The organism is Paenibacillus sp. NPDC058177 (assembly GCF_042883835.1).
Lineage (GTDB): Bacteria > Bacillota > Bacilli > Paenibacillales > Paenibacillaceae > Paenibacillus_AQ > Paenibacillus_AQ agri.
This window is the reverse complement of the sequence record NZ_JBHVVB010000002.1, coordinates 487547-511542: the sequence shown is the minus strand read 5'-3', so window position 1 is coordinate 511542 and position 23996 is coordinate 487547. Positions and strand designations below refer to the sequence as shown.

General features: G+C 50.1%; 24 protein-coding genes. 23 read left to right on the top strand and 1 reads right to left on the bottom strand.

Annotation, left to right across the window (positions count from 1 at the left end):
* Nucleotides 1-195: 195 nt before the first annotated feature.
* From ACFVU8_RS12360 to holA, 3 genes are all read left to right on the top strand, one after another.
* Nucleotides 196-744, top strand: a complete 549-nt coding sequence (locus ACFVU8_RS12360) for an RNA polymerase sigma factor (RefSeq protein WP_379465849.1) — start codon at nt 196-198, stop codon at nt 742-744.
* Nucleotides 741-1988, top strand: a complete 1248-nt coding sequence (locus ACFVU8_RS12355; RefSeq protein ID WP_387427592.1) for a zf-HC2 domain-containing protein — start codon at nt 741-743, stop codon at nt 1986-1988. Before ACFVU8_RS12360 ends, ACFVU8_RS12355 begins: the two co-directional genes overlap by 4 nt.
* A gap of 309 nt (nt 1989-2297) precedes the next feature.
* Nucleotides 2298-3317, top strand: coding sequence for a DNA polymerase III subunit delta (gene holA / locus ACFVU8_RS12350; protein WP_387427590.1), 1020 nt, complete (start codon nt 2298-2300; stop codon nt 3315-3317).
* Between the two features lie 163 nt (nt 3318-3480).
* Here the strand turns inward: holA and rpsT are convergent, their stop codons facing one another.
* A complete protein-coding gene (gene rpsT, locus ACFVU8_RS12345) occupies nt 3481-3753 on the bottom strand; it encodes a 30S ribosomal protein S20 (protein WP_066364350.1) in 273 nt (90 codons plus the stop codon).
* Nucleotides 3754-3932: 179 nt separating this feature from the next.
* Here rpsT and gpr point away from each other — a divergent pair, with 179 nt between their 5' ends.
* The 20 genes from gpr (at nt 3933) to ACFVU8_RS12245 (ending at nt 23895) form a co-directional block, all read left to right on the top strand.
* Nucleotides 3933-4931 (top strand): GPR endopeptidase, encoded by a 999-nt coding sequence (gene gpr, locus ACFVU8_RS12340; protein WP_387427588.1) that lies wholly within the window; start codon nt 3933-3935, stop codon nt 4929-4931.
* A gap of 208 nt (nt 4932-5139) precedes the next feature.
* The gene (locus ACFVU8_RS12335) at nt 5140-6528 is read left to right on the top strand and encodes a stage II sporulation protein P (RefSeq protein ID WP_387427586.1); all 1389 of its coding nucleotides are present in this window, start codon (nt 5140-5142) and stop codon (nt 6526-6528) included.
* A 28-nt stretch (nt 6529-6556) separates the two neighbouring features.
* Nucleotides 6557-7048 carry a hypothetical protein gene (locus tag ACFVU8_RS12330; protein ID WP_387427584.1) on the top strand — a complete coding sequence of 164 codons (492 nt, stop codon included), beginning with the start codon at nt 6557-6559 and terminating at the stop codon, nt 7046-7048.
* 219 nt (nt 7049-7267) lie between these two features.
* Complete coding sequence (lepA, locus tag ACFVU8_RS12325; protein WP_175372816.1) at nt 7268-9082, top strand: translation elongation factor 4; 1815 nt, start codon at nt 7268-7270, stop codon at nt 9080-9082.
* Nucleotides 9083-9296: 214 nt separating this feature from the next.
* The gene (gene hemW, locus ACFVU8_RS12320) at nt 9297-10469 is read left to right on the top strand and encodes a radical SAM family heme chaperone HemW (protein ID WP_387427582.1); all 1173 of its coding nucleotides are present in this window, start codon (nt 9297-9299) and stop codon (nt 10467-10469) included.
* Between the two features lie 95 nt (nt 10470-10564).
* A complete protein-coding gene (locus ACFVU8_RS12315; protein ID WP_175372934.1) occupies nt 10565-11053 on the top strand; it encodes an N-acetyltransferase in 489 nt (162 codons plus the stop codon).
* Between the two features lie 222 nt (nt 11054-11275).
* Nucleotides 11276-12307 carry a heat-inducible transcriptional repressor HrcA gene (gene hrcA, locus ACFVU8_RS12310; RefSeq protein WP_175372818.1) on the top strand — a complete coding sequence of 344 codons (1032 nt, stop codon included), beginning with the start codon at nt 11276-11278 and terminating at the stop codon, nt 12305-12307.
* 48 nt (nt 12308-12355) lie between these two features.
* Nucleotides 12356-12901 (top strand): nucleotide exchange factor GrpE, encoded by a 546-nt coding sequence (gene grpE, locus ACFVU8_RS12305; RefSeq protein WP_379465843.1) that lies wholly within the window; start codon nt 12356-12358, stop codon nt 12899-12901.
* A 155-nt stretch (nt 12902-13056) separates the two neighbouring features.
* On the top strand, nt 13057-14901 hold the full coding sequence (gene dnaK / locus ACFVU8_RS12300) for a molecular chaperone DnaK (RefSeq protein ID WP_175372820.1): 1845 nt from the start codon (nt 13057-13059) through the stop codon (nt 14899-14901).
* Between the two features lie 162 nt (nt 14902-15063).
* A complete protein-coding gene (gene dnaJ, locus ACFVU8_RS12295; protein WP_175372821.1) occupies nt 15064-16188 on the top strand; it encodes a molecular chaperone DnaJ in 1125 nt (374 codons plus the stop codon).
* Nucleotides 16189-16341: 153 nt separating this feature from the next.
* The gene (locus tag ACFVU8_RS12290) at nt 16342-16701 is read left to right on the top strand and encodes a hypothetical protein (RefSeq protein ID WP_379465948.1); all 360 of its coding nucleotides are present in this window, start codon (nt 16342-16344) and stop codon (nt 16699-16701) included.
* Between the two features lie 45 nt (nt 16702-16746).
* The gene (locus ACFVU8_RS12285) at nt 16747-16926 is read left to right on the top strand and encodes a YfhD family protein (protein WP_175372822.1); all 180 of its coding nucleotides are present in this window, start codon (nt 16747-16749) and stop codon (nt 16924-16926) included.
* A 103-nt stretch (nt 16927-17029) separates the two neighbouring features.
* The gene (locus tag ACFVU8_RS12280) at nt 17030-17719 is read left to right on the top strand and encodes a 4'-phosphopantetheinyl transferase family protein (protein ID WP_387427581.1); all 690 of its coding nucleotides are present in this window, start codon (nt 17030-17032) and stop codon (nt 17717-17719) included.
* A gap of 58 nt (nt 17720-17777) precedes the next feature.
* A complete protein-coding gene (locus tag ACFVU8_RS12275) occupies nt 17778-18560 on the top strand; it encodes an N-acetyltransferase (RefSeq protein ID WP_387427580.1) in 783 nt (260 codons plus the stop codon).
* Nucleotides 18561-18614: 54 nt separating this feature from the next.
* Nucleotides 18615-18989 (top strand): hypothetical protein, encoded by a 375-nt coding sequence (locus tag ACFVU8_RS12270; RefSeq protein WP_387427578.1) that lies wholly within the window; start codon nt 18615-18617, stop codon nt 18987-18989.
* Nucleotides 18990-19140: 151 nt separating this feature from the next.
* Nucleotides 19141-19701 (top strand): RNA polymerase sigma factor, encoded by a 561-nt coding sequence (locus ACFVU8_RS12265; RefSeq protein WP_387427577.1) that lies wholly within the window; start codon nt 19141-19143, stop codon nt 19699-19701.
* A complete protein-coding gene (locus ACFVU8_RS12260) occupies nt 19661-21322 on the top strand; it encodes a DUF4179 domain-containing protein (RefSeq protein WP_387427576.1) in 1662 nt (553 codons plus the stop codon). The genes ACFVU8_RS12265 and ACFVU8_RS12260 overlap by 41 nt, the downstream gene beginning before the upstream one ends.
* Nucleotides 21323-21479: 157 nt before the next feature.
* Nucleotides 21480-22058, top strand: a complete 579-nt coding sequence (locus tag ACFVU8_RS12255; RefSeq protein ID WP_175372828.1) for a DNA-3-methyladenine glycosylase I — start codon at nt 21480-21482, stop codon at nt 22056-22058.
* 98 nt (nt 22059-22156) lie between these two features.
* A complete protein-coding gene (prmA, locus tag ACFVU8_RS12250; RefSeq protein WP_387427575.1) occupies nt 22157-23209 on the top strand; it encodes a 50S ribosomal protein L11 methyltransferase in 1053 nt (350 codons plus the stop codon).
* Nucleotides 23210-23211: 2 nt separating this feature from the next.
* A complete protein-coding gene (locus tag ACFVU8_RS12245; protein ID WP_175372830.1) occupies nt 23212-23895 on the top strand; it encodes a site-2 protease family protein in 684 nt (227 codons plus the stop codon).
* Nucleotides 23896-23996: the final 101 nt, after the last annotated feature.

Sequence of the window (23996 nt, the reverse complement as noted above, 5' to 3'; positions counted from 1 at the left end):
AAGAGTATTTGAATGACAAGCGCTTCCCCTGTATGCTTAGTAAGGATTATCAGATTGTACCGGAAGCAGCAAAGAACGCCGGGTGCAGCATGACGAAGAAAATAAAGTTTGGTATTCTAAAAATAACGATTACAAGGATGCAACATATTCGCAGTCTTGCGCGTCAGTAAGATTGCATAGAGAGGGGGAACCTTCGTGGTGGAGCAGGGACTCATCAGAGCCGCTCAAGCGGGCGATCGCGACGCTCTAATCACCCTATTGCGAGAAATAGAAGGGACTGTATACAAGACAGCCTTTTACATTTTGCATAATGAACAGGATGCGCTGGATGCGTCTCAGGAGGCTTTGATCCGGGTGTATACCAAAATTGGTTCCTACGAGGAAAAAGCCCAGTTCAAAACATGGGTACAGCGTATCGTGACCAATATATGCATTGACAAATTCAGGAGAACCAAGCCTACGGTGTCTATTGATGAGCATGAAATGGTGTTTCAGGATAAGCATAACGTAGAGCGGGAAGTGCTGTCTGGTTATTTAGCCCAGGATATACGTGAAGCGATTGACGGGCTTCCGGAGCATCACCGGACGGTCATCGTACTGCGGTATTTGCAGGATTTTTCTTACAACGAGATTGCAGACTGTCTGGACCTGCCTCTGAATACAGTGAAATCCTATCTGTTCAGAGCGAGGCAGCAGCTGCAAAATAGACTTCAGGAGTATCAGAAAGGTGGTGTATCGGGATGAGTTGCGCGGAGGTGATGGAATGGATGCACCGTTATTTGGATCATGATCTCAGTCAGGATGAGATATTAGAGATGTTCCGTCATATCGACAATTGTCCTTCTTGCGCGGAGGTCTTTGACTCACTGTCCACATTGTCCAAGTCACTCGAGCAGATGCCGGATGTGAAGCCTCCTTTCAGTCTGGTGGACTCTATTCTGCCGAAGCTGGATGAATTGGACCGTGGCCTTCATCAGCCAAGCACCATCAAGGCCGAGGATCATCCACAGGATGAACAGGTGGTTGTGCCGTTCTCACGCAAAGTCTCCCATAAGAAGCCCGCAAGGGGTCATTCCATGGCGAGACGGACAGGCATTGGAGCGGCAGCCGCTGCAGTTATATTGGGTATTGCAATTTTTTATGCGCCACCAAAAATGCCGAGTGCTGAAGTGGACCAGTTATTGAATCGAAGTGCAGATAAAGCTTTAAGTAATAATGCAGCCGTTGGCGATTCTTCCGAATCCTCATTCAAGAGTGCTGAGGTGGGGACCACTGAAGGGGACGATAAGGGAGCCAATTCCAGTGAGAGTGCCAGTACCTTTGGTGCTACGGATGTTACTGCCCAAGATGGAGGTGGTGCCGCTGATCCTTCGCAGGACGCTGCTCCGTCCGCTACGCAAAGTGCTGCACCGGAGGGTGGGGCTGCATCTGCTCCAGTCAAAACCAAGGAGCCGGTCAAAACGGAAAAACCAAGGAAAAGCAGTCGTGTTACGACACCAACCCCGAAGGCTACTGTTCCCGCAGATCAGCTTAGGGTGCAGAGGGATTTGAAGAATGACACAGAGAGTTTTGACCAAGGTTTGCAAGATTCAGTGAGTTCAGCGGGGGGAGGTGCACCGTCTCCGGGCGAGGCTGGGGACGGTGCGATGGGAATGATTCCGCCGAGTTCGGCGTTGAACGCGGCGACATCACAGACATCCTGGACTTCCCCGGACGGACTTCACAAAGTGGAATTAGCCGGGCAGCAATTGGTTATCTATAATCTTGCTGCGGCTGGAACGGGTGGTGAGCAGGTGGTGACTTCCTTGCCGCTGGATGGAACATGGGTGTCCGGAGAGTGGTCGCCAGATGGTACCCAGTTCACTTATGTGACTTCACAACAAGGAACGAACGTAACCAAGACATTCACTGTGGAGCCTGCTGGCACTCCTGTTGCGCCTTCGGCTTCACCTACTCCACAGCCGTCTGCGACGCCTACGGGAACCTAAATGTACAAATTGATTCCGGGTTGTCACTTTTTTCAGGGCACTGGAATATACTATGGCAAGAGAGAAGATGGAACCGGAATTTGCAGGTTCGCAGAACATCGGTATGACCGTCGGCTGTGAGGTTTCTAGGGCCTTGCACACCGTCGTTTATATAGATGCGCCGCTGAAACGGAGGGACTTTGGCACAGGCTGCCGGAGTTCCTCCGTTTTTGCGTTCAGTTTTCATAAAAGGATTTTTTTGTTACAATAAAGCTTCGGGAAAGTTCAAGGGAATGAACGCCAGATGAATGAAGAAAAGGAAGTGGCAAGATGGATGCCAAAGCGGCGGCCAAAGATATCAAACAGGGGGAAATTTCACCGCTGTATGTGCTGTACGGCAGCGAAAAATTCCGGATGAATGAATTTGCGGCCATGCTGGAAGATCAATTGATTGCGAAGGAGGATCGTGACTTCGCGGTCATCCCTTTTGATCTGTCCGAAACGCCGGTGCAAGCGGTGGTGGAAGAAGCGGAGACGGTGCCTTTCATGGTACCGCGCAAACTGCTTCTGGTACGGGACGCCTCGTTGTTCACTGCGGGCAAAGAGAATGCTAAGCTGGAGCACAGGGTGGATCTGTTGAATGACTATCTGCAGCATCCAGTAGACTATAGTGTGATTGTATTTATGGTTAATAGCGATAAACTTGATGAGCGCAAAAAAATCGTCAAAGCCGTGAAGTCCACCGGAACGGTGCTGGCCTTTAATCCCCTGGGAGCAGAAGAGTTGCTCCGGTGGGTAGAGAAAGGTATTAAGGATCGCGGCTGCATGGCAGCGCCAGGGACAGCTGAAGCGCTGATCGCCAATGCCGGGACCGGGCTGCAGGGCTTGACCGGGGAGATGGACAAGCTCTGCTTGTTCGCTGGTCAAGGCGGAACTGTAGACACGGCGGCCGTGGAGAGCCTTGTACACCGTGGCACAGAGCAGAACGTGTTCACGCTCGTGGAGGATATTGCGAACCTGCGGCTTGATAAGGCGCTGAATACATTATACGAGCTGCTGAAGCAACGGGAGGAGCCGATCAAGATTGCGGCGCTGATTGCCCGGCAGTTCCGGATGATTTTACAAGTGAAGGATTTATCCGCGCTCAGCTATTCGCAGGGGCAGATTGCTTCACAGCTTGGTCTGCATCCTTATGCGGTGAAAATTGCTGGTGAGCAAGCACGCAAGTTCGGCACCGACCGGCTGCGCCAGATCCTCAGCGCCCTCGCTGATCTCGATTACCAAATGAAGACGGGGGCTATCGATAAGGTGCTTGGGCTTGAAATGTTCATGTTTAAGCTAGGTGCCTGAGTCATGCGCGTCCGCCTGAACCTAAAAAAGCCTGTCCATTCCTGTTGTTACAGGGCGGACGGGCTTTTTTGGTGTTGAGGAAGAAAGAGTGTTGAAGACAAAAAAACCTAACCGTATGCAGCATAACGGTCAGGTTCTTCAATGCTCAATATGAAAGTCGTTCTTAGGCTTGAGCCTTAAGAGCGTTCAATTTCTTCGCCAAGCGGGATTTTTTGCGGGCAGCCGCATTTTTATGAACCAGACCTTTAGTAACGGCCTTGTCCAGCTTTTGAGAAGCAGCTTGGAAAGCAGTTTGAGCATTTTCAACTTCCGTGCCAGTCAGAGCTACATCAGCAGCTTTCACGGCTGTACGAAGCGCGGACTTTTGGGAAGCGTTCAGTGCACGGCGTTTTTCGATCGTTTTTACACGTTTTACCGCGGATTTAATATTTGGCATTGCATTCACCTCCTGTAAGACATTCGAAATCATCAAATGATTCACAACTTAAAATAGTTTAGCATGCTCCATACTAAAATGCAACATAAAAAGCTTTCAAATTAAAGGATGACCTTTGCATAAACGTTGGCTTACACTCGCACACTATCGATAAACGAGCATAGGAGGCTGATATAACAATGGAACTGGATCTGCAACTGTATTCGGTGCGCACGGATTTGGCGCTTGAAGCGAGGGAAATGGCCCAAGGGCCGACAAAATCGCCGATTCCTGGTGTGAACGAGGAAGTCGAAGAATCGGACGGCATAAAAATCACCAGACTTGGTGTAGCGACTCCTGCCGGATCGCAGGCGATCGGACGTGCTATCGGCAATTATGTGACACTGGAAGTTCCGGGTCTGCGCGGCGGAGATACAGGTCTGCAGCAAAAGGTGGCCGAAGCCTTTGCCCGTGAATTTGAGGGTTTTATGACTCGGATCGGCATCGGTAAAGATTCCTCTGCTCTCATTGTCGGCTTGGGGAACTGGAATGTGACACCAGACTCGCTGGGTCCACTGGTGGTCGAGAATGCACTTGTCACACGCCAGTTCTACGAATTGGTCCCGGATCAGGTGTCTCCAGGTTACCGGAAGGTCAGTGCGATTGCCCCGGGTGTTCTGGGATTGACGGGGATTGAATCCAGTGAAGTGGTTCAGGGTATTGTGGATCGCACTAAGCCAGATGTTATTATCGCGATTGACGCGCTGGCCTCCCGCTCTCTGGAGCGGATTAATACCACCATTCAGATTGCTGATATTGGGATCCATCCCGGCTCCGGGATTGGCAATAAGCGGCGTGGTCTTACCCGGGAAGTGCTGGGTGTTCCGTGTATCGCCATCGGTGTTCCCACCGTCTGCTATGCCTCAACGATAGTCAACAACGTGCTGGAGATGATGAAAAGTCATTTTGGTCATGGTGCCCCTACCAAGGAAATTATGGGGATGCTCGATGATATCTCGGAGCAGGATCGGCTTACGCTGGTGAAGGAAGTGCTGGAACCGCTCGGCCATGATCTGATTGTTACACCTAAAGAAATAGATGAGTTCATTGAAGATATTGCCAATATTGTGGCTAGCGGATTGAACGCGGCGCTGCATGAGGCAGTCGATCCCGGTAACGTGGGAGCATACACTCACTAGTCCAGAGCAAGACTCGGTGATCTGCTGTGATGGCGGCCCGCCGGGTCCTGTTTTTTTATGCGCTGTATTAATGTCATTCCTATTGATTGGATCTCTATTAAATGCGGCTCTATTTGTTCGTCTTCTATTTTCGGTTCTAGCAGTACTCTTCTGCTCATAGATTTGAAGTATAAGAGATTACAGAGGGCTGGAGGAGGACATAACAATAATGAACAAAAAATGGTTTCAGCTATGGAACATCGGCCGGCTGCGGGGAAAAGTGCTGGATGTTTTGTCGCTGGGGAGAACGATGCTGCTGCTGGCCGGAGGCTCGCTTGTCTTCTTTATGCTGCTGGGCGCCGGCGGAATTGCCGGACAGAAGTTGAACTCTTCACCCATTCCTTCTATGAAAGGTCTTGCTGCCTCACTATCCAGCGGTTTCTTCATGGAAATCCTGGGGATGGAGGTGCCGCATTTGCCGCAAGGCAAGGAAGCGGAGGAGTTGTCACCTAAAAATGTAACATCATTTGTGTTTCAATTGCTGACCAGTGTGAATCCCGGCGATCCTAAAAGTCTTCTGGCCCGCGAGGTGCCGGGAATGGGCTCGGATGATCCCTTCCTACTACGAAAAGGGTCCGGCGGTGTGGCGGGCGCACCTGCGGACTATCACCCCGGAACAGATGAGCTAGCCTCAGAGGACGGCGGGCAGGAACATGATCCTCCTGCAATCAACGGGACGGAGGATCCTGGTAGCGACGAAGGCTCTGTGCCAGATGTACCGGTGGCCACCCCGTCGCCGGACACGGGCGGAGACAATGTACCAGAAGACACCTCAATCAAACGTGTCCTGATCTATCACTCGCATCCTCGGGAAGCTTTCAACCCCTTGCTGGGGGCGCAGAGCGATAATCCCAGTTCGTCGCTCCCCTCGAAGAATATCATGCTGGTAGGTTCATATATTGCCAAACGACTTGAAGAGCATGGCGTTGGGACGATTCATTCCCAGGAGGACTATGCCACCAAGGTGAAGGATTACAAATGGAACTTCTCTTATAAATATTCCCGGATCACGGTTAAGGCGGCACTGGCGGGTAATGATCAGCTGACTGATCTCATTGACATTCACCGTGACTCACAGCGGCATGGCAAAACGACGACAGTCATCGATGGTAAAAGCTATGCCCAGGTTTATTTTATTTTGGGGCATGAAAATAAAGATTGGAAGAAAAACGAGGCTTTTGCGAACAAGATTCATCAGGAACTGGAAAAGAGCTACCCTGGCCTTTCAAGAGGCATTTGGGGCAAGACCTCTAGTCAGGGGAACGGGGAATACAACCAGTCGCTTTCCCCCAACAGTGTGCTCATAGAGGTGGGCGGAATTGACAACACCGAGGAGGAGCTGAAACGGACCGCGGAAATTCTCGGGGACATTATTGCGGATGTGTACTGGAAGAATCAGAAGGCGGATAAGGTCGATGCGCCACAGACTGTAACTTCACCTGCCACAACGGCTCCAGCTGCACAGCCTGGGGGTGAACCGTCCGGCGACAGTGCCAAGGCAACAGGCGAAGCTGGTGGCCAAGCGGTAGGTAAAGCCCCAGCGAACAAGGCGTCCTAAATTTAACGTAAGGAGAGAAGGTGAGGAAATGTCGCGAGTCGGAAGAAAATTGACAATGGTTGCTATCTGGGCTGGCATTGGTATTCTGATTGGCATGCAATTCGGAGGGGGCGGGACCAAAATCTCCGATGTGCTTCCGGGCTGGGATTCCGGGACACAAGCCGTACAGAACATTCCGGCAGCAGGAGGGGCTGGGGGAGTAAGGCAGCAGCCTGCTCCCAGCGCGGGTGCTCCTCAGACCTATGTGTACGTTCCTATGGCGGTCGATCCCGCAACCGGAGCGTACACGCCGCTCCCGGTGCGTACGGAGACGGGCGCGACGGCACAGAAGCAGAATAATCAGCCGCAGCAGGAGGCGGAGGAGTACAATAGCACGACTTTGACGCCGGAGCAAATCCTGGTCCCGGAGGGGCAGAAGCCCACGGTGGATGTGCTGGCGGACAAGACGGCAGGGCTGTTGCAGGAGGCCTCGCAAAAAGGGATTCGCTGGGTCGTCTCGTTGTTTTCTTCAGCGGAGTGAGGCGCCGATCCGGCATTGGTATTTTTGCGCCGCAGGTAAGCTTCCCGTTCGATCTTCATTTATATGAATCGGCTTACGGCAGTGAATGCTCCTTACAGTAGAGGGTGTTCACTGCTATTTGCACTGTGATTTTATCCCTTGCGTCAGCCCGGGATTGCTGGGGGAAGATTGTACTGTTATAATAAATGGATTAACATAGGCTGTCTGTGGGGGTAAGGAATGACTGACGTACAGAAAAGACAACAACAAATCCGCAATTTCTCGATTATTGCACATATAGACCATGGTAAATCGACCTTGGCTGACCGCATTTTGGAATATACGGGCGCGCTGACCTCCCGTGAAATGCAGGAGCAGGTACTCGATCAGATGGATCTGGAGCGCGAGCGCGGGATTACCATCAAATTGCAGGCCGTTCGTCTGAGCTACAAAGCTGACGACGGTGAGGAATATTTGCTCAATCTGATTGACACACCGGGACACGTCGACTTCACCTATGAGGTCTCCCGCAGTCTTGCCGCCTGTGAAGGTGCGCTGCTGGTTGTGGACGCGGCACAAGGGATTGAGGCTCAGACGCTAGCCAACGTTTATCTGGCGCTGGATAATAATCTCGAGATCCTGCCTGTCATTAACAAGATCGATTTGCCGAGTGCCGACCCTGAGCGGGTCAAGCAGGAAATAGAGGATGTCATCGGCCTGGATGCCAGTGAAGCCGTACTCGCTTCCGCTAAAGCCGGGATCGGTATCAAGGAAATTCTGGAGCAGGTCGTCAAGCAGGTCCCGGCGCCAACAGGCAACTCGGCAGATCCGCTGAAGGCACTGATTTTCGACTCCCATTATGATCCGTACAAAGGCGTTATCGTCTATGTCCGCGTCATTGACGGCAGTATCCGTGCGGGCTCGAAGATCAAGATGATGGCTACCGACAAAACCTTTGAGGTTATTGAGGTGGGCGCGTTTATGCCTCGCATGACTATTGTGAAAGAACTGAATATCGGCGATGTAGGCTTTATCGTGGCTGGTATCAAGCATGTCGGAGATACCCGTGTCGGTGATACGGTAACGGATGCGAAGAATCCGACACCAGAGCCATTACCGGGTTACCGTAGAATCAACCCGATGGTTTATTGCGGTCTTTATCCGATCGAAACATCGGATTATAACGATCTGCGTGAAGCGCTGGAGAAACTTCAGCTTAACGATGCGTCACTCAGCTTTGAGCCGGAAAGCTCAAGCGCACTTGGCTTCGGCTTCCGTTGCGGCTTCTTGGGTCTGCTCCATATGGAGATCATTCAGGAGCGGATCGAGCGCGAGTTCAATCTGCCGCTGATTACGACGGCGCCAAGCGTTATCTACCGGATTATGCTGACGAGCGGGGAAATGATTCAGATTGACAACCCGTCACACTACCCGGAAATTGGCACCATCGATTACGTGGAAGAGCCGTATGTCAAAGCAGCAATCATCGTTCCTAACGATTATGTAGGTACGGTAATGGAGCTTTGTCAGAACAAGCGCGGCGAGTTCGTGAATATGGAGTACCTGGATTCGAATCGGGTTACAATCACTTACCAGATTCCGCTGTCCGAGATTGTATATGACTTCTTCGACCAGCTTAAATCGGGCACGAAGGGTTATGCATCCTTTGACTATGAGATTTCCGGCTACCGCCGTTCGAATCTGGTCAAGATGGATATCCTGCTCAACAACGAGCAAGTCGATGCCTTGTCCTTTATCGTGCACCGCGACCGCGCCTACAACCGCGGACGCATTATCTGTGAGAAGCTGCGCGGCATCATTCCGCGTCAGATGTTCGAGGTGCCGATTCAGGCGACAATCGGAACAAAGGTTGTTGCGCGTGAGACCGTTAAGGCGATGCGTAAGAACGTCCTTGCCAAATGCTACGGCGGTGATATTTCGCGGAAGCGGAAATTGCTGGAGAAGCAGAAGGAAGGTAAGAAGCGCATGAAGCAGGTCGGCAGCGTAGAGGTGCCGCAAGAAGCGTTTATGGCGGTACTCAAGATCGACGAGTAGGCTGCTGTAATCACAGCGAAGCTGCTTCATTTATAAGAAAACAATCCTGTAAGGGAAGCCGTCAGGCTTCCCTTTTCTGGAGATTCGAAGGTTTAAACCTATATGAGAAACGGGTACCCACCTCTTCATAGAGGAAGGCGGAGCCGTTTCTTCTTACTTTTTAAGATCAGGCGATCCTGCCCTGACATCATTCGATAGAATAAAGGAGACAGCTATGACAACCCAAACCCACGGCCGTCCCCCTGAGGCTGTATATATTCATATCCCTTTTTGCACGAACAAGTGCTTTTATTGTGATTTCAATTCCTATGTCCTGAAAGACCAGCCCGTAATGGACTATCTTCGTGCACTGGACCAGGAGATGGAGCAGACTGTTGCAATCACTCCGCCCGGCGTGATCCGTTCGATCTTCGTGGGCGGCGGAACGCCGACTGTGCTGAAGCCAGACGAGATGGCTTATTTCCTGGCTTCTGTACGGAGACACTTTCCGAATTGGGCCGATGATATCGAGTTCTCAATGGAAGCCAACCCTGGCACTACCGACATCGACAAGTTAGCCGTGATGAAAGAAGGCGGAGTTAATCGGGTCAGCTTCGGTGTACAGGCTTTCCAGAACGAGCTGCTCACCGGAATCGGCCGCATTCATAATGTAGACGATGTCTATCGCAGTTTGGAGAACGCGCGTGCTGTAGGTCTGAACAATCTTTCCGTAGACCTGATGTTTGGATTGCCTAACCAAACTGTTGATATGCTGGCTGAAAGTGTCCGCAAAGCACTGGAGCTGAACCTGCCACACTATTCCATCTACAGTCTCAAGGTGGAGGAGAATACACTTTTCCATACTCTCTTTAACAAGAATAAGCTTCCGCTTCCTAATGAAGAGGATGAGCTGCAAATGTACCTGCTTCTGATGTCGAAGATGGAAGAGGCCGGATACGGGCAGTATGAGATCAGTAACTTTGCTAAGCCGGGTATGGAAAGCCGTCACAATATTACCTACTGGCGTAATCAGGATTACTACGGACTTGGTGCAGGTGCACATGGTTACGTGGGGCGTAACCGGCATATCAATATCAAAGGCGTTAATCCATATGTTGAAGCTGCAAGCAAAGGCCTGCCTCGTCTGGACTCTTATCCGGTAACGTCGGAAGAAGCGATGGAAGACTTTATGATGGTGGGCCTGCGGATGCGCGAAGGAATCTCGGATGCATCATTCCAGGCGCAATTTGGGCAATCGATGGAGGACATATTTGCCGGTTCACTGCATAAAATGCTGAATGCGGGTCTGCTCGAGCGAGTGGGCGACGGCTACCGTCTCAGCAAGCAGGGCGTGCTGTTTGGTAACGATGTTTTCGGCGAATTTGTCGGCGCACTGACAGAGGTTTAATTTTAAAATAACTCTTGAATTCAAATTCACCTTGTTGTATATTTATTCATATTATCAACGAGGGGTGAATTAGAGTGCTTGCCAAACCGGAATTAATGCCGAATGTTTCTGCTAAGGCGGAGACAGGGGCTATATGCAGAAGTGCCACAGTGGAAGATGTTGAACCACTGTTTCAGATGATAGAAGAATATGCACAGAGTGGTATTATGCTGCCCCGATCCCGGCAAGCCCTGACCCGCCAGATCGACCAATTCGTCATTGCAGAGATTGATGGCAGATTCGTCGGTTGTGGCTCGCTCTGCAAGCTGGGTAATGACCTCGTGGAGATTCGTTCGCTGGGGCTGCGTCCTGAATGCAAAGGCAAAGGGATCGGTTCCCTGATCGTGGATAAGCTGACCGAGGAAGCCAGACGGCAGAAGATTCCTAAGATTATGGCACTGACCTATGCGGTCGATTTCTTCCTGAGAAATGGATTTACCATCGTTGAGAAGGAGATCTTCCCGGAAAAGGTATGGACCGATTGTGTAAATTGTAAAAAGCAGCACGCCTGCGATGAAATAGCCGTTCTTAAAATGCTGAACTGACTTGACTTTTGTCAATGTCGGTTCGGTGTTTTTTTTCAAACCATACATGATCAGTATCATAAAGAAGAATACCATGATGTAGCGAAAAAAAAGCGGATGCCCAAGATGCTGAACTGACTTGACAATGTTAATGTCAGTTTGGTATTTTTGTAATAGTGGTTAGCACTCATCTGAGTCGAGTGCTAACGAATCAGAAACCGCAGGCGGACAGGAGGGAATGCCATGTTAACCGATCGCCAGAGAATGATATTGAATGCTATTGTGGATGACTATATCTCTTCGGCTGAGCCGGTAGGCTCACGCAGTATTTCTAAGCGGGGTGATGTAGGATACAGTCCTGCTACCATCCGCAATGAAATGGCCGACCTGGAGGAACTGGGCTATCTTGAACAGCCTCATACATCGGCAGGACGAATTCCATCTCATAAGGGATACCGCTATTATGTGGATCATCTGGTACCTTGGAATTCTGCCGAAATCGCTGAGATGGGGACGATCCGTACATTTTTCGCTGAGAAGCTGAATGCAACGGAACAGGTCATCCAGCATGCGGCTATGATCCTTTCTAATATGACGAATTACACTTCCATCCTTCTGGGACCGGAGGTTTTTCATACTTCACTACGCCATTTTCAATTGTTGCCCCTGGACGACAAGACCGCTGTAGCGATCATTGTCACCAGCACGGGGCAGGTAGAGAACCGTACTGTTAATATTCCGCCGGAGATTTCAATCTCCGAGATCGAGAAGGTCGTTAATCTGCTCAACAGCAAGCTGAAGAATGTGCCGCTTTACAAGCTGAAGACCCAGCTCTACACCGAGCTTGGCCAGGAAATGCAGCGCCATATCTCTCATTATGAAGAGCTGATGAAGATGCTTGATACCGCGCTTGACAGTGAGAATGAGCAGCGGATCTATCTGAGTGGGGCCACGAATATGCTGACCCAGCCGGAATTTAAGGATGTCGACAAGGTTAAGCACATTCTGGATCTGCTGGAGGAGACGCCTACGCTGCTCAAGATGATGTCGCCCGTGCCAGGCGGACCTGGCATTCAGGTGCGGATAGGAACCGAGAACGACCATGAGGCCTTTGCGAATTGCAGTCTTATTACTGCGACTTATTCATTGGACGGCCAGGCGCTGGGCAGCATTGGTATTCTAGGTCCTACCCGAATGGAATACGCGCGGGTAATGGGCATCTTGGGCATTTTATCCCGAGATTTGACAGCGATGCTGGCACACTGGTATAAGTGAACAGAGCCATATTGATTTTCGTGATGATTTTAAGGAGGTGAAGACAACTTGAAAGAGGAACAAGTTCAAGATCCGAATGAATTGAATGAAGAGCAAGCAACTGAGGAAACTGTCTCGGAGGCCGGTACTGTATCGGCAGAAGAAGCCGGGGACGCAGCTCGTCTGCAGACGCTGGCTGATGAATTGCAGGGACGTGTACTTCGTGTACAAGCCGATTATGACAATTTCCGCCGCCGCACCCAGAAAGAAAAAGAAGAACTGGCGCAATACGCCACCTCCAAGCTCATCAACGAATTGCTTCCGGTTCTGGACAATTTCGACCGGGCCTTGGCTACCGCACCTGCCGGTCCTGAGACTGAGGCGTTCACGAAAGGCGTGAACATGATTTTCCGTCAACTGGATGTGGTATTAAAGTCGGAGGGGCTCACAGCGATGGAATCGGTGGGACAGCCTTTTAACCCTGAATATCATCAAGCTATTATGCAGGTGGAGAGCGAGGAGCACGAGGAAGGTATCGTGACGGAAGAGGTCCAAAAGGGCTATCTCCTGAAGGATAAAGTCCTTCGTCCAGCCATGGTCAAAGTCAGCATGTAGCCTGTCTATATAAGCGGGGATAGCTTTGGCCCGCGAAGTGAAGCAGCTCTGCTATTTGCAGCCAGCCTGCTTCTTGAGTCGATGGGATTTGGTACACAAAGAGAACAATTCAAACGGGGCGAATGCTCCATTACATTTTGAGGAGGCAAATTACAGTGAGTAAAGTTATCGGTATTGACCTTGGAACCACCAACTCTTGCGTAGCCGTTATGGAAGGCGGCGAGGCCGTTGTTATTCCGAATCCGGAAGGCGCACGCACAACCCCTTCGGTTGTAGGCTTCAAGAAAGACGGCGAGCGTATCGTCGGTGAAACGGCTAAACGCCAAGCGATCACCAACCCTGATCGTACAATCAGTTCCATTAAACGCCATATTGGTACGAACCATAAAGAAAGCATCGATGCCAAAGATTACTCTCCACAAGAAATCTCGGCTATGATTCTGCAAAAGCTGAAATCCGATGCAGAAGCTTATCTTGGCCAAACCGTTACACAAGCGGTTATCACTGTTCCTGCTTATTTTAATGATAGCCAACGTCAAGCAACCAAAGATGCCGGTAAAATTGCGGGTCTGGAAGTTCTGCGTATCGTGAACGAGCCAACTGCTGCAGCTTTGGCTTATGGTCTGGAGAAATCCGAAGATCAAACAATCCTTGTCTATGACCTTGGTGGTGGTACGTTCGACGTATCTATCCTTGAACTGGGCGATGGTTTCTTCGAAGTAAAAGCTACAAGCGGTGACAACAAGCTTGGTGGCGATGACTTTGACGAAGTAGTTATGAATTACCTCGTAGCTGAATTCAAAAAAGAACAAGGCATCGACCTGAGCAAAGATAAAGCGGCTGTACAACGTCTTAAAGACGCTGCTGAGAAAGCGAAGAAAGAACTGTCCGGCGTACTGACAACTACAGTATCCCTTCCGTTCATCACTGTCGTTGACGGCGTACCTCAGCACTTGGAGGTTAACTTGACTCGCGCTAAGTTCGATGAGTTGACTGCTGGTCTGGTAGAACGTACTTTGGGCCCAACACGTCAAGCATTGAGCGATGCAGGCATGACTCCTGCTGATCTTACAAGAATCGTACTCGTAGGCGGATCTACACGGATTCCTGCCGTACAAGATGCCATTAAGAAACTAACTGGCAAAGAGCCTCACAAAGGTGTTAACCCGGACGAAGTGGTAGCCCTTGGTGCAGCTGTTCAAGCGGGCGTTCTGACAGGCGACGTTAAAGACGTAGTCCTGCTCGACGTAACACCATTGTCCCTGGGTATCGAAACTGCGGGCGGCGTCTTCACGAAGATGATCGAGCGCAACACAACGATTCCTACAAGCAAATCTCAAGTGTTCTCAACCTTTGCTGACAGCCAGCCAAGCGTGGAAATTCACGTTCTGCAAGGTGAGCGTCAAATGGCGAACGGCAACAAAACACTGGGTCGCTTTACGCTTAACGAGATTCCACCGGCACCACGCGGTGTACCACAAATCGAAGTTACTTTTGACATCGATGCGAACGGTATCGTGAACGTATCGGCTACTGATAAAGGCACGAACAAGAGCCAGAAGATCACCATCACTTCTTCCAGCGGCTTGAGCGATGCTGAAGTTGAACAAATGATGAAGGATGCCGAGCTGCACGCTGAGGAAGACCGTAAGCGTAAGGAACTGGTAGAAGCGAAGAACAACGCTGACCAACTCGTGTACTCCACTGAGAAAGTAATCAAGGATCTTGGTGACAAGGCCGATGCTTCCGAAGTTGAAAAGGCTAATGAAGCTAAAGAAAAGGTAAAAGCGGCTATTCAAACCGACAACCTCGAAGAAATCAATGCAGCTACAGAAGCTTTGAACGAAATCGTTCAACAGTTGTCCGTGAAGCTGTACGAGCAAGCAGCAGCTGAACAAGGTGCTGCCGGCGGAGAAGGTGCTCCTGAAGGCGCGTCTAAGAGAGAAAATGTGGTAGATGCTGATTATGAAGTTGTTGACGACGAGAAGAAACAAGGGTAACCTTAGACGATAAGTGTCGTAAGTGGGGGAAGGTCAAAACCGGGGCATCCCGTGTTTTGGCTTTCCTTTTACATGTAACAGGGATAAGTGTATGCACCGTCTGAAACGATAGAGGAATAGTATGAATTGTCGGGCGGAATTAGAGGTACGGAGGTGAATGCAGTGGCAGATAAACGCGATTATTATGAAGTGCTGGGCCTTGGAAGAGACGCTTCAGACGATGAGGTCAAGAAAGCCTATCGTAAGCTGGCCCGCCAGTATCATCCGGACGTGAACAAAGCCAGCGATGCCGAGGCTAAATTCAAGGAAGTGAAGGAAGCCTATGACGTTCTGAGCGATGGTCAGCAGCGTGCAAGATATGACCAGTACGGCCATATCGATCCTAACCAGGGTATGGGTGGCGGCGGCTTCAGCGGTGGCGGAGACTTCGGAGGCCTGGGCGATATCTTCGATATGTTCTTCGGCGGCGGCGGACGCCGTGATCCTAATGCTCCGCAGCGCGGTAGCGATTTGCAGTATACAATGACCATTGAGTTCAAGGAAGCGGTGTTCGGCAAGGAAACGGATATTACAATTCCACGTACCGAGGACTGCGACACTTGCTTTGGTTCCGGTGCTAAGCCGGGTACGAAGCCTGAGACTTGTTCGGTCTGCCGCGGTAGCGGTCAGCAGGAGTTCGTGCAGAATACGCCACTTGGCCAAATGCGCAACCGTCGTCCATGCTCAAATTGTAGCGGGACCGGTAAAGTCATTAAAGAGAAATGTACCACTTGTGCCGGCAACGGTAAGGTGAAGAAGCAGCGCAAGATTCATGTTCGCATTCCAGCTGGTGTTGATGACGGCGCACAACTGCGTATGACCGGTGAAGGCGAAGGCGGTTTACGGGGCGGCCCTGCGGGCGACCTGTACATTGTCATTCGTGTGAAGCCGCATGATTTCTTTGAGCGCGAGAACGATGATATTCTATGCGAGGTACCGCTTACCTTTGCTCAGGCAGCACTCGGTGACGAGATTGAGATCCCGACTTTGACTGAGAAAGTGAAGCTCAAGATCCCAGCCGGGACGCAAACGGGTACTTTCTTCCGTTTGAAGGGCAAGGGCGTACCACGCTTGCGTGGTAACGGCCAGGGTGATCAGCACGTCAGAGTCATCGTGGTAACGCCAAGCAAGCTGAGCGAAGAGCAGAAAGACTTGCTGCGCCAGTTCGGAGCCCTCAATGGAGAGAATACGCATGAGCAGGAGCAATCTTTCTTTGACCGTGTGAAGCGTGCGTTCCGTGGGGAATAAAGCGTATCGTTTCTAATATAAAACAGCAGGCTGGAGGATAACCTCCGGCCTGCTGTTTTTTTGTATTGGAATAGAAGCATAAACTCAAGGGAGTTAAGACAATATAACCTTAGCCGCATGCGGGGCTTGATTACAATGGAAAGCGGGGATATGATGCCGGAACGCTCTATTTTGTCCTATTTTAAAAGCCCGGAGGAAGCTGAGGGGGTATCCAGAAAGCTACAAGCGCTGCGGGTAATTGAGCTCTCGATCGACCGCTTTAGCAAATATGGCGGGAACGGTCCGGTCCAGAGCATTAATCCGGTCACTGGGAATATTGCTGGCATGGCTTCAATGACTGCTGACCGCAGCCATACCGGCATTCTTGCGGCGGCGGATACCAGCGCCAGCGGGATGAGCCACGGGGGAGATGGCGGCCCCACGGGAAGAGATATTTTATTGACTGTAGTGGTGGATTCGGACTCGTATGACAGGGCGCTGCGTTTGATCGAAGAAGCTGGGGGCTTTATCTAAAACAATAGATAGCACGACTAAACCCGAAAGGATTGTGAGGCCACGATGGATCGAGAGAACTCCAAAATTTTCTCCAAGACAGACAAGCAGAAGATGTTGTACGAAGCTAAATTGGAGGATGTTGAATTCTCAGCCGCAGAAGCAGATCATGATGATTTGGAAGCTCAGGAGCGGTCACTGGAAGCTGATAAACGGCAGTTGCACGAGATTTTGAAGAAAAAGTAAAAGAAAATATTAGAAATTGCCCCACTTGATGGGGCTTTTTTGCGTGTTCGGGGTGTATAATCAAAGGAGTAGTGCTCAATAAACATAAAGCTGGGTGATGATATTGTCGCAAATTGTACTATTGGAAATACCCGGTAAGCTGGACAGTAATACATATGAATTCTGGCAGTCCAAAGTTTCGGTGCAACGTCGTAATGGGATCGGCAGATTTTTGCGCCTTGAGGATGCTTACCGCTCCTTGTTCGGAGAAATTCTGGTCCGGACGGTGATTCGCCAGGAACTGGGTATTCCCAATCAGGAAATTCATTTTCAGAAGAATAAGTATGGAAAGCCACATCTGGAAGGCAAAGAGAACTTTTCCTTCAATGTCTCTCATTCGGGCAAGTGGGTGTCCTTAATTTATGGAACAGGCAGGCTTGGAGTAGATATCGAAGAGATCCGGCCTATCGACTTGACGATCGCGGAACGCTTTTTCTCAGACGAGGAATATGAGGATTTAATGCTGCGTCCGGAGGAAGCGCGGACAGATTATTTTTACGAGATATGGACGTTGAAGGAGGCGTATGTAAAAGCGCTCGGTAGCGGCTTATCGCATCCCTTGACCTCATTCTCTGTACGTAAGCATCCAGATGGCTCAGCCCGGCTCTCTCCTGACGCTGGAAGCTACTATTTCAAAACCTATGATATTAACAGTGCTTATAAGTTCTCCGCCTGTTCCAGTCTGGATGATCTGCCGGATCAGTTCGTGCTTCAGGATACCCAGAAACTCCAGCAGTTCTGGTTGAATAATTGAATTCGCTTTCATATTTGAATTTGAAAATCAAGCTATTGTGGGGAGGTGGTTTTTTGAGATGAGTGATACTGCCATTATAACGTTGAATAGTAACAATATTGAGCAGCAGCATATATGCTGTGCGATCTCGGACAAGAAGTGTGCGGAGGGAGTTAGGCTGAAGAAGGAATGGCTACAAGAACGTTTCCAGGAAGGGCTGCGATTCAAAAAACTGGATGTTAGGCAGAAAGTATTTATTGAATATCTTCCGGCGGATTACGCCTGGTGTCCGGTAGAGGCACCTGGTTATTTATTTATCAATTGCCTATGGGTAGCGGGTTCCTTCAAGGGGAAGGGACACGGCGCGCAGTTGCTGGCTGAATGCCTGGAGGAAGCGCAAGGAGCTAACGGCATTGTGGCCGTAACAGGCAGGACGAAGAAGCCGTATCTGTCAGACAAATCCTATTTTCTGCATAACGGTTTTCAGGTTTGTGACCAGGCACCACCTTATTTTGAACTGGTAGTTCTGAAATTCAACGAGACTGCGCCAACACCGAAATTCAAGGCAACTGTACAGAGTCAAAAGGTGGAATTTTCGGAAGGATTACAACTGTTTTATACCGCACAGTGCCCATATACCAGCTATTATATAGGTGAGCTTGAGACAGGCGCGCAGGAACGCGGAATCCCTTTGCAGGTGCGCCGAATAATGACTACAGAAGAAGCGCAGAACGCACCCACTCCATATACCAGCTACAGTCTGTTCTATAAAGGACATTTCATTACGCATGAAATCATGACCCGGAACAAGTTTGAAAAGTCGGTGGAGGGCTGGATCGAAAAGTATGGTCTTCCCGGCTAGCGTACCGTATCCCTTGCTATCAGTGAATTTGTTGCAGAATCTGGAGGAGAGACAATGGACAACATCATATTATGGGGCGGACTCGTGCTGGTGATCGCACTACTCACCTATCTTAATCAAAAGCAGCGCTATTCCTCCAGCGTCAAGTTCGCCTACCGTGAACTGCGTGAGCTGGCGCAAAAGATTGGCGATGGTCAATCCTCTAACACTGATCTCAGCCGCTGGGAAGAGGCTTTGGCGGAGCTGGAGAAGCATCCCAATGAGTTCAACAAGCTGGAAAATGAGCTGGGGCTGCGTAGTACGTTCGCTTCTTACCTGGAGCGGCATTATCCGCATGATACCAGGCTTCCAGCTCTGCAGGAGGCCGCTGCGCACCGCAAGGACAGTGTCTGGGGAATCAGGATCGGCGATTACAATTCCAAGAAATAAGTGGTGGATGCTGTGGCATACATATCCCGGACCGATGGAGGGCAAGCAGACGGCTTGCCCTCTTTATTTTGTTTCTTTGCATATTCTGAATGAACCTTTTGGGCGGCTCAATTGTTATATAGATATCCGAGACCAGAGAGGAGGGGGAACATTGGAGAGCAATCGGGAACTATTCGAAGTCTTTAACAGGGAAGTGTACCGAACCTGCTATTACATGGTCCATAATGCGGCGGATGCGGAGGACCTGACACAAGAAGTATTCATTACAGTTTTCCGCAGCAATCGGGAACATATCGAGCATTTACGGGCCTGGATCATGAAAATAACAGTCAACCAATGCTTGAATCATTTGCGGCGACGGCGCAGCCTGAATGAGAAGGTTGCAGATCATCCCTATATATTCACAGGAAATGAAGAGAAGCCGGTAGACCGGCTGGCGGAAGAACGGGAATCCGCAGTGGAGTGGGCAGGGTACATGAGGCGTTTGCCGGACAAAATCAGGGCGGTAGTGACACTGCGTTACATGCATGATTTTAGTCTAGCCGAGATTTCAGGCTTGTTGTCGATCCCCTTGGGAACGACGAAATCCAGACTGCATAAGGGACTTCGATTAATGAAAGGCATTCTGCTAGAAGCAGGGGTGCACACTCAAGACAGGGAGGAAGAATCTTATGGACAAAATAGAGCCTACGCTAAAGCGTCAATTAAATAAGGATGAGAACGTGCCTTATCCTGATTTTGAGAACATGTGGAACAGGATGGAAGAAGCCGGTCATACCTCTGCTGTGGTGGATTCTACACCGGCCCGTGTATCTACACGACGCCACAAAAGCTGGCGCAGAATTGCTATGGCCGCTTCACTCAGCGCACTATTGGCTGCTGCTCCGGTGTATGCCGCCATTCATTATGATTGGGGCAACGTGTTGCGGGACAAAGGGGGACTTCAGGCTGTTCTGGATCAGAATATGGGTCAGCCACTGGGGCAGACAATCAGCAAAGGTGGCGTTACACTAACGCTTCGCACGGCGATTGTGGATGAGAACCGGACGGTCATTTTATACAATCTGGATGTCGGGAAACGTGCGGATACTGAGTTCTGGGATCTTAAGGGCATGAGCTTGAAGGATGAACATGGAAAGAATAGCGAAGGAGAATTTAGCTATTTGCAGTGGGATGAGAAGAATCAGAGATATAACGGTTATTTCGAGAGTGATTGGTCCCCAAAGCAGGATACGGCGAAAGTTAGGCTCACTGCGGATATTCTCCAGTTATACAGCCAGCAGGAAGTGGACTTGCAGCTGGACAGCAGTTCCGAGAAGGCACAGAGCTTCCAGATCGCCAAGGATGGCATGCAAAAAATCGAGGTCAAAGCGTTCAAGCAAGGCGCTGATAAAATACTTCTCTCCTCGGCGATTACTTTCGATCGGGTAGAAAGCAAAGCCTGGGCTTATCCGCAGATTGCTCCGATTGTCCAAGGAAAGACGCTGCACGCACTGTCTGGAAGTACCTATGGTCAGCCGAATGATAATGGCGATTATACAACCCAGCAATATTTTAAAAGCAGTGACTTGCCTGCGGGACAGACGACTTACAAACTGCAATATACCAAGGTAGAAAAAAATATAGACGGACCTTGGGCATTTGATCTGCAGTTAAGTAAAAAGCAGATGGAGAGCGGAACGATCAAGACGGAGCTGAATCTTCCACTAGAGCCTGGGGTTTCCGACCATATCATCGAAAAAATGGTGGTGACGCCTACCCAAATCCGGGTGGCCGTACGATCTAAGGTTAAAGGGTTCGCGGATATACCATATAAAAAAATGGCACTTGAAGTAAATGGACGAACGCTTGAAGGCGGGTTGTTCCGTTCGCCCAAGGATGATCCCTATCTGATGAACTACAAGTTCGAGTTGCCTTCCGATCTGGTAATCACCAAGGAGACGCCGATCACTTTTGTAGGCAAATATAAGGTTACAACCCATGAAGATGACAAGACACCGGTTCTCTTGACCGACATCTCTACTAAAAAGCAGACGTTGGACAGAGCGGTTGGTGGATATCCTGTTCAGTGGACGTACTATATGCGGGGGAATGACTTGTACGTAGAGACTGGAAGCGAGGATGCCCATTTTGGCGGGATCAACCAGACCCATATTAACCTTGGTAAAGACAGAATTCTTGGCAGACCGGTAACGGTCAACTTCGCCGGTGATGGCAACAACAAGGCGATTGATGTCTATAAGGATTTCAAACAAACAGAAGCCTCGCTATATATGTTCTACTACACGACCGACGAGCCGGATAAAGAGACCCGGGTGCAGCTGCAGCCTTAGTGTACTTGGGGAAAATAATTCAAAATATTAACCTTATTTTAATGGGGAGAACCTTGTGTTCTTCCCTTTTTTTCGTATACATTAATAGGACGTTGTCAAGGCAGGGCAAAAGAAGGTGTCTATAAGACACCACAATATTAAAGAGAGAGAGGAGGAGATGACGATTAAAAGATGTGATTGGGTCACCGCTGATCCCTTGTATATTGCTTATCACGACACGGAATGGGGACAACCCTTGTATGACGATAGGGCGCTGTTCGAACTGCTGATGCTGGAGGGGATGCAGGCAGGACTAAGCTGGTACACGGTGCTGCAAAAGCGGGAGCGCTTCAGGATCGTGTTCGACGGTTTCGATCCCGAGAAGATTAGTGCTTATGATGAGTCAAAAATTGCCGAACTGATGCAGGATGCCGGGATTATCCGCAATCGGCTGAAGATCCTGTCCGTCATCAATAATGCGCGCGTGTATCAGGAAATTATCCGGGAGGAAGGCAGCTTTTCGAATTATTTATGGAGCTTTGTTGGCGGAACGCCTGTCCTAAATCACTGGAAGAGCAGGGCGGAAGTGCCTGCCAGCACCCCGCAATCTGATGCTATGAGCAGTGCGCTGAAGAAGAAAGGCATGAAATTCGTCGGCACCACCATATGTTATGCCTTTATGCAGGCTTCCGGCATGGTGAATGACCATACCCTGGATTGTTTCTGCAGGAGCCAGGACACGAGCCTACCGTTGTAAAAGTTTAATTCAGCGTCTCTATGCGTGCAGTTTGGCGCTCAGGCAAGGAGAAATGTTATACTGGTAATGTTCGCAAATTTAAGGAGGATTCCAACAAGATGTTATGGCATGAAGTAACGATACATACAACCGAAGAAGCGCAAGAAATGATATCTAATTTTTTATATGAAGCAGGCGCGGGCGGTGTTTCCATCGAGGAATCCGGCATACTGGGCAAAGTGCGGGATACCCGTTACGGCGAACTGTATGATGAGCCGCTGAATGATATCCCCGAAGGGGAAGCAGTAATTAAAGGGTACTACGCAGAGTCTGTGGATATGGATGAAGTGATTGCGGAGCTGACTCCCCGTGTAGAGGAACTGCGGGAATATGGCATTGATCCGGGCAAAGCTCTAATCTCCTGGAAAACTGTGGATGAAGAAGAATGGGCACATGCCTGGAAGCAGTATTTCAAGCCACTGCGCGTATCGGAGCGATTGACCATCAAGCCGACTTGGGAAGAGTATACGCCGGAAAGTCCGAACGAAAAAATTATTGAGATCGACCCTGGCATGGCCTTTGGTACGGGCACACATCCCACGACAGCTTTATGCTTGCGGGCGCTGGAGAAGAATATCACTGGCGGCGAAGAAGTCATTGATGTCGGCACCGGGTCCGGCATTTTGGCGGTCGGTGCGATGCTGCTGGGCGCAGGTTCTGTGCTGGCGCTGGATCTTGATCCCGTTGCCGTGGAGAGCGCAGTGGAGAATGTGGCGCTAAATCGGCTTGAAGAGTCCATTACTGTAAAAGAAAGCGACTTGCTGTCGCTATTAGGCGGCGAAAAGGCCGCTGATACAGCGGCCGGAGACATGTGGCCATCGGCAAGACCAGAGGCCAATGTCTCTGTACAACCTGAAGTGAATCCTGCCGGGGATAGTCTTGGCGTTACACTGCCAGTGCAAATTGTGGTGGCTAACATTCTCGCAGAGATTATCGTATTGTTCACAGATGATGTTTACCGGGCGCTGAAGCCGGGCGGCATCTACATTACCTCCGGCATTTACAAGGACAAGGAAGGTCTGGTGTCACAGGCGCTGACGGCGTCCGGCTTTGAGATTATCGAAATTACCCGTGAAGAAGATTGGGTGGCATTTACAGCCGGAAAGAGGTAAAGATGGATTTTTTGCGAAATTTTATTAGTATACCGCTTGAACAGTTACCGTTTTTTTTGATCACACTATTAATCGCATTTACGGTGCATGAATTTGCACATGCTTATTTTGCCAACAAGTTCGGCGATCCCACAGCACGGCTGCTGGGCCGCATGACGCTGAACCCTGCCGTTCATTTTGATTTCCTGGGCGTTATTTTGATGCTGTTGGTCGGTTTCGGTTGGGCGCGGCCCGTTCCGGTTAATCGGGACAACTTCAAAAACCCACGTCTGATGGGGATTATTGTGTCTATTGCAGGACCAATCAGTAACTTGTTGCTGGCGATTCTCGGAACGTTGATCTACGCGGCGCTGCTGGCGACGGGTACGATCGAAGCCATTACCAATGTTCGTTTGCTTCAGGCCGTGTATTTGTTCTTCGGTATGTTCATTCAGTGGAATTTCTTCCTGTTCCTGTTCAACCTGATCCCGCTTCCGCCACTGGACGGCTACCGGATTGTCGAAGATCTGGCCCCGCGTTCGATCCGCGGGCGGCTGCAGCAGTATGAGCAGTGGGGAAGCCTGATTTTCCTGCTGATTCTATTTATTCCGGCATTGAGAGCGTACACCATTACTCCGCTGCATATTTGGGGCGATCAAATGACCCGAAGTTTTCTAAAGATGTTCCTCTGGATGTTCGGCAGCTAAAGCCGGGCAATAAGGCTGGTCACAGCATGGCAAACGTTGTATGATGGTTTTTGGCGTTAAGACGGCTTATCATGTTGCGCCGGATGGCGGGGGCCAGCCTG

Excerpts from the sequence above, each read along its gene's own strand:
- gpr (WP_387427588.1), top strand. The coding sequence starts at position 3,933 with ATGGAACTGGATCTGCAACTGTATTCGGTGCGCACGGATTTGGCGCTT.
- ACFVU8_RS12260 (WP_387427576.1), top strand. The coding sequence starts at position 19,661 with ATGGACAAAATAGAGCCTACGCTAAAGCGTCAATTAAATAAGGATGAG.
- ACFVU8_RS12330 (WP_387427584.1), top strand. The coding sequence starts at position 6,557 with ATGTCGCGAGTCGGAAGAAAATTGACAATGGTTGCTATCTGGGCTGGC.
- ACFVU8_RS12355 (WP_387427592.1), top strand. The coding sequence starts at position 741 with ATGAGTTGCGCGGAGGTGATGGAATGGATGCACCGTTATTTGGATCAT.
- holA (WP_387427590.1), top strand. The coding sequence starts at position 2,298 with ATGGATGCCAAAGCGGCGGCCAAAGATATCAAACAGGGGGAAATTTCA.
- ACFVU8_RS12255 (WP_175372828.1), top strand. The coding sequence starts at position 21,480 with ATGACGATTAAAAGATGTGATTGGGTCACCGCTGATCCCTTGTATATT.
- rpsT (WP_066364350.1), bottom strand. The coding sequence starts at position 3,753 with ATGCCAAATATTAAATCCGCGGTAAAACGTGTAAAAACGATCGAAAAA.
- hemW (WP_387427582.1), top strand. The coding sequence starts at position 9,297 with ATGACAACCCAAACCCACGGCCGTCCCCCTGAGGCTGTATATATTCAT.
- ACFVU8_RS12285 (WP_175372822.1), top strand. The coding sequence starts at position 16,747 with ATGGATCGAGAGAACTCCAAAATTTTCTCCAAGACAGACAAGCAGAAG.
- ACFVU8_RS12275 (WP_387427580.1), top strand. The coding sequence starts at position 17,778 with ATGAGTGATACTGCCATTATAACGTTGAATAGTAACAATATTGAGCAG.
- ACFVU8_RS12270 (WP_387427578.1), top strand. The coding sequence starts at position 18,615 with ATGGACAACATCATATTATGGGGCGGACTCGTGCTGGTGATCGCACTA.
- prmA (WP_387427575.1), top strand. The coding sequence starts at position 22,157 with ATGTTATGGCATGAAGTAACGATACATACAACCGAAGAAGCGCAAGAA.
- ACFVU8_RS12315 (WP_175372934.1), top strand. The coding sequence starts at position 10,565 with ATGCCGAATGTTTCTGCTAAGGCGGAGACAGGGGCTATATGCAGAAGT.
- ACFVU8_RS12245 (WP_175372830.1), top strand. The coding sequence starts at position 23,212 with ATGGATTTTTTGCGAAATTTTATTAGTATACCGCTTGAACAGTTACCG.
- ACFVU8_RS12290 (WP_379465948.1), top strand. The coding sequence starts at position 16,342 with ATGCCGGAACGCTCTATTTTGTCCTATTTTAAAAGCCCGGAGGAAGCT.
- lepA (WP_175372816.1), top strand. The coding sequence starts at position 7,268 with ATGACTGACGTACAGAAAAGACAACAACAAATCCGCAATTTCTCGATT.
- ACFVU8_RS12335 (WP_387427586.1), top strand. The coding sequence starts at position 5,140 with ATGAACAAAAAATGGTTTCAGCTATGGAACATCGGCCGGCTGCGGGGA.
- hrcA (WP_175372818.1), top strand. The coding sequence starts at position 11,276 with ATGTTAACCGATCGCCAGAGAATGATATTGAATGCTATTGTGGATGAC.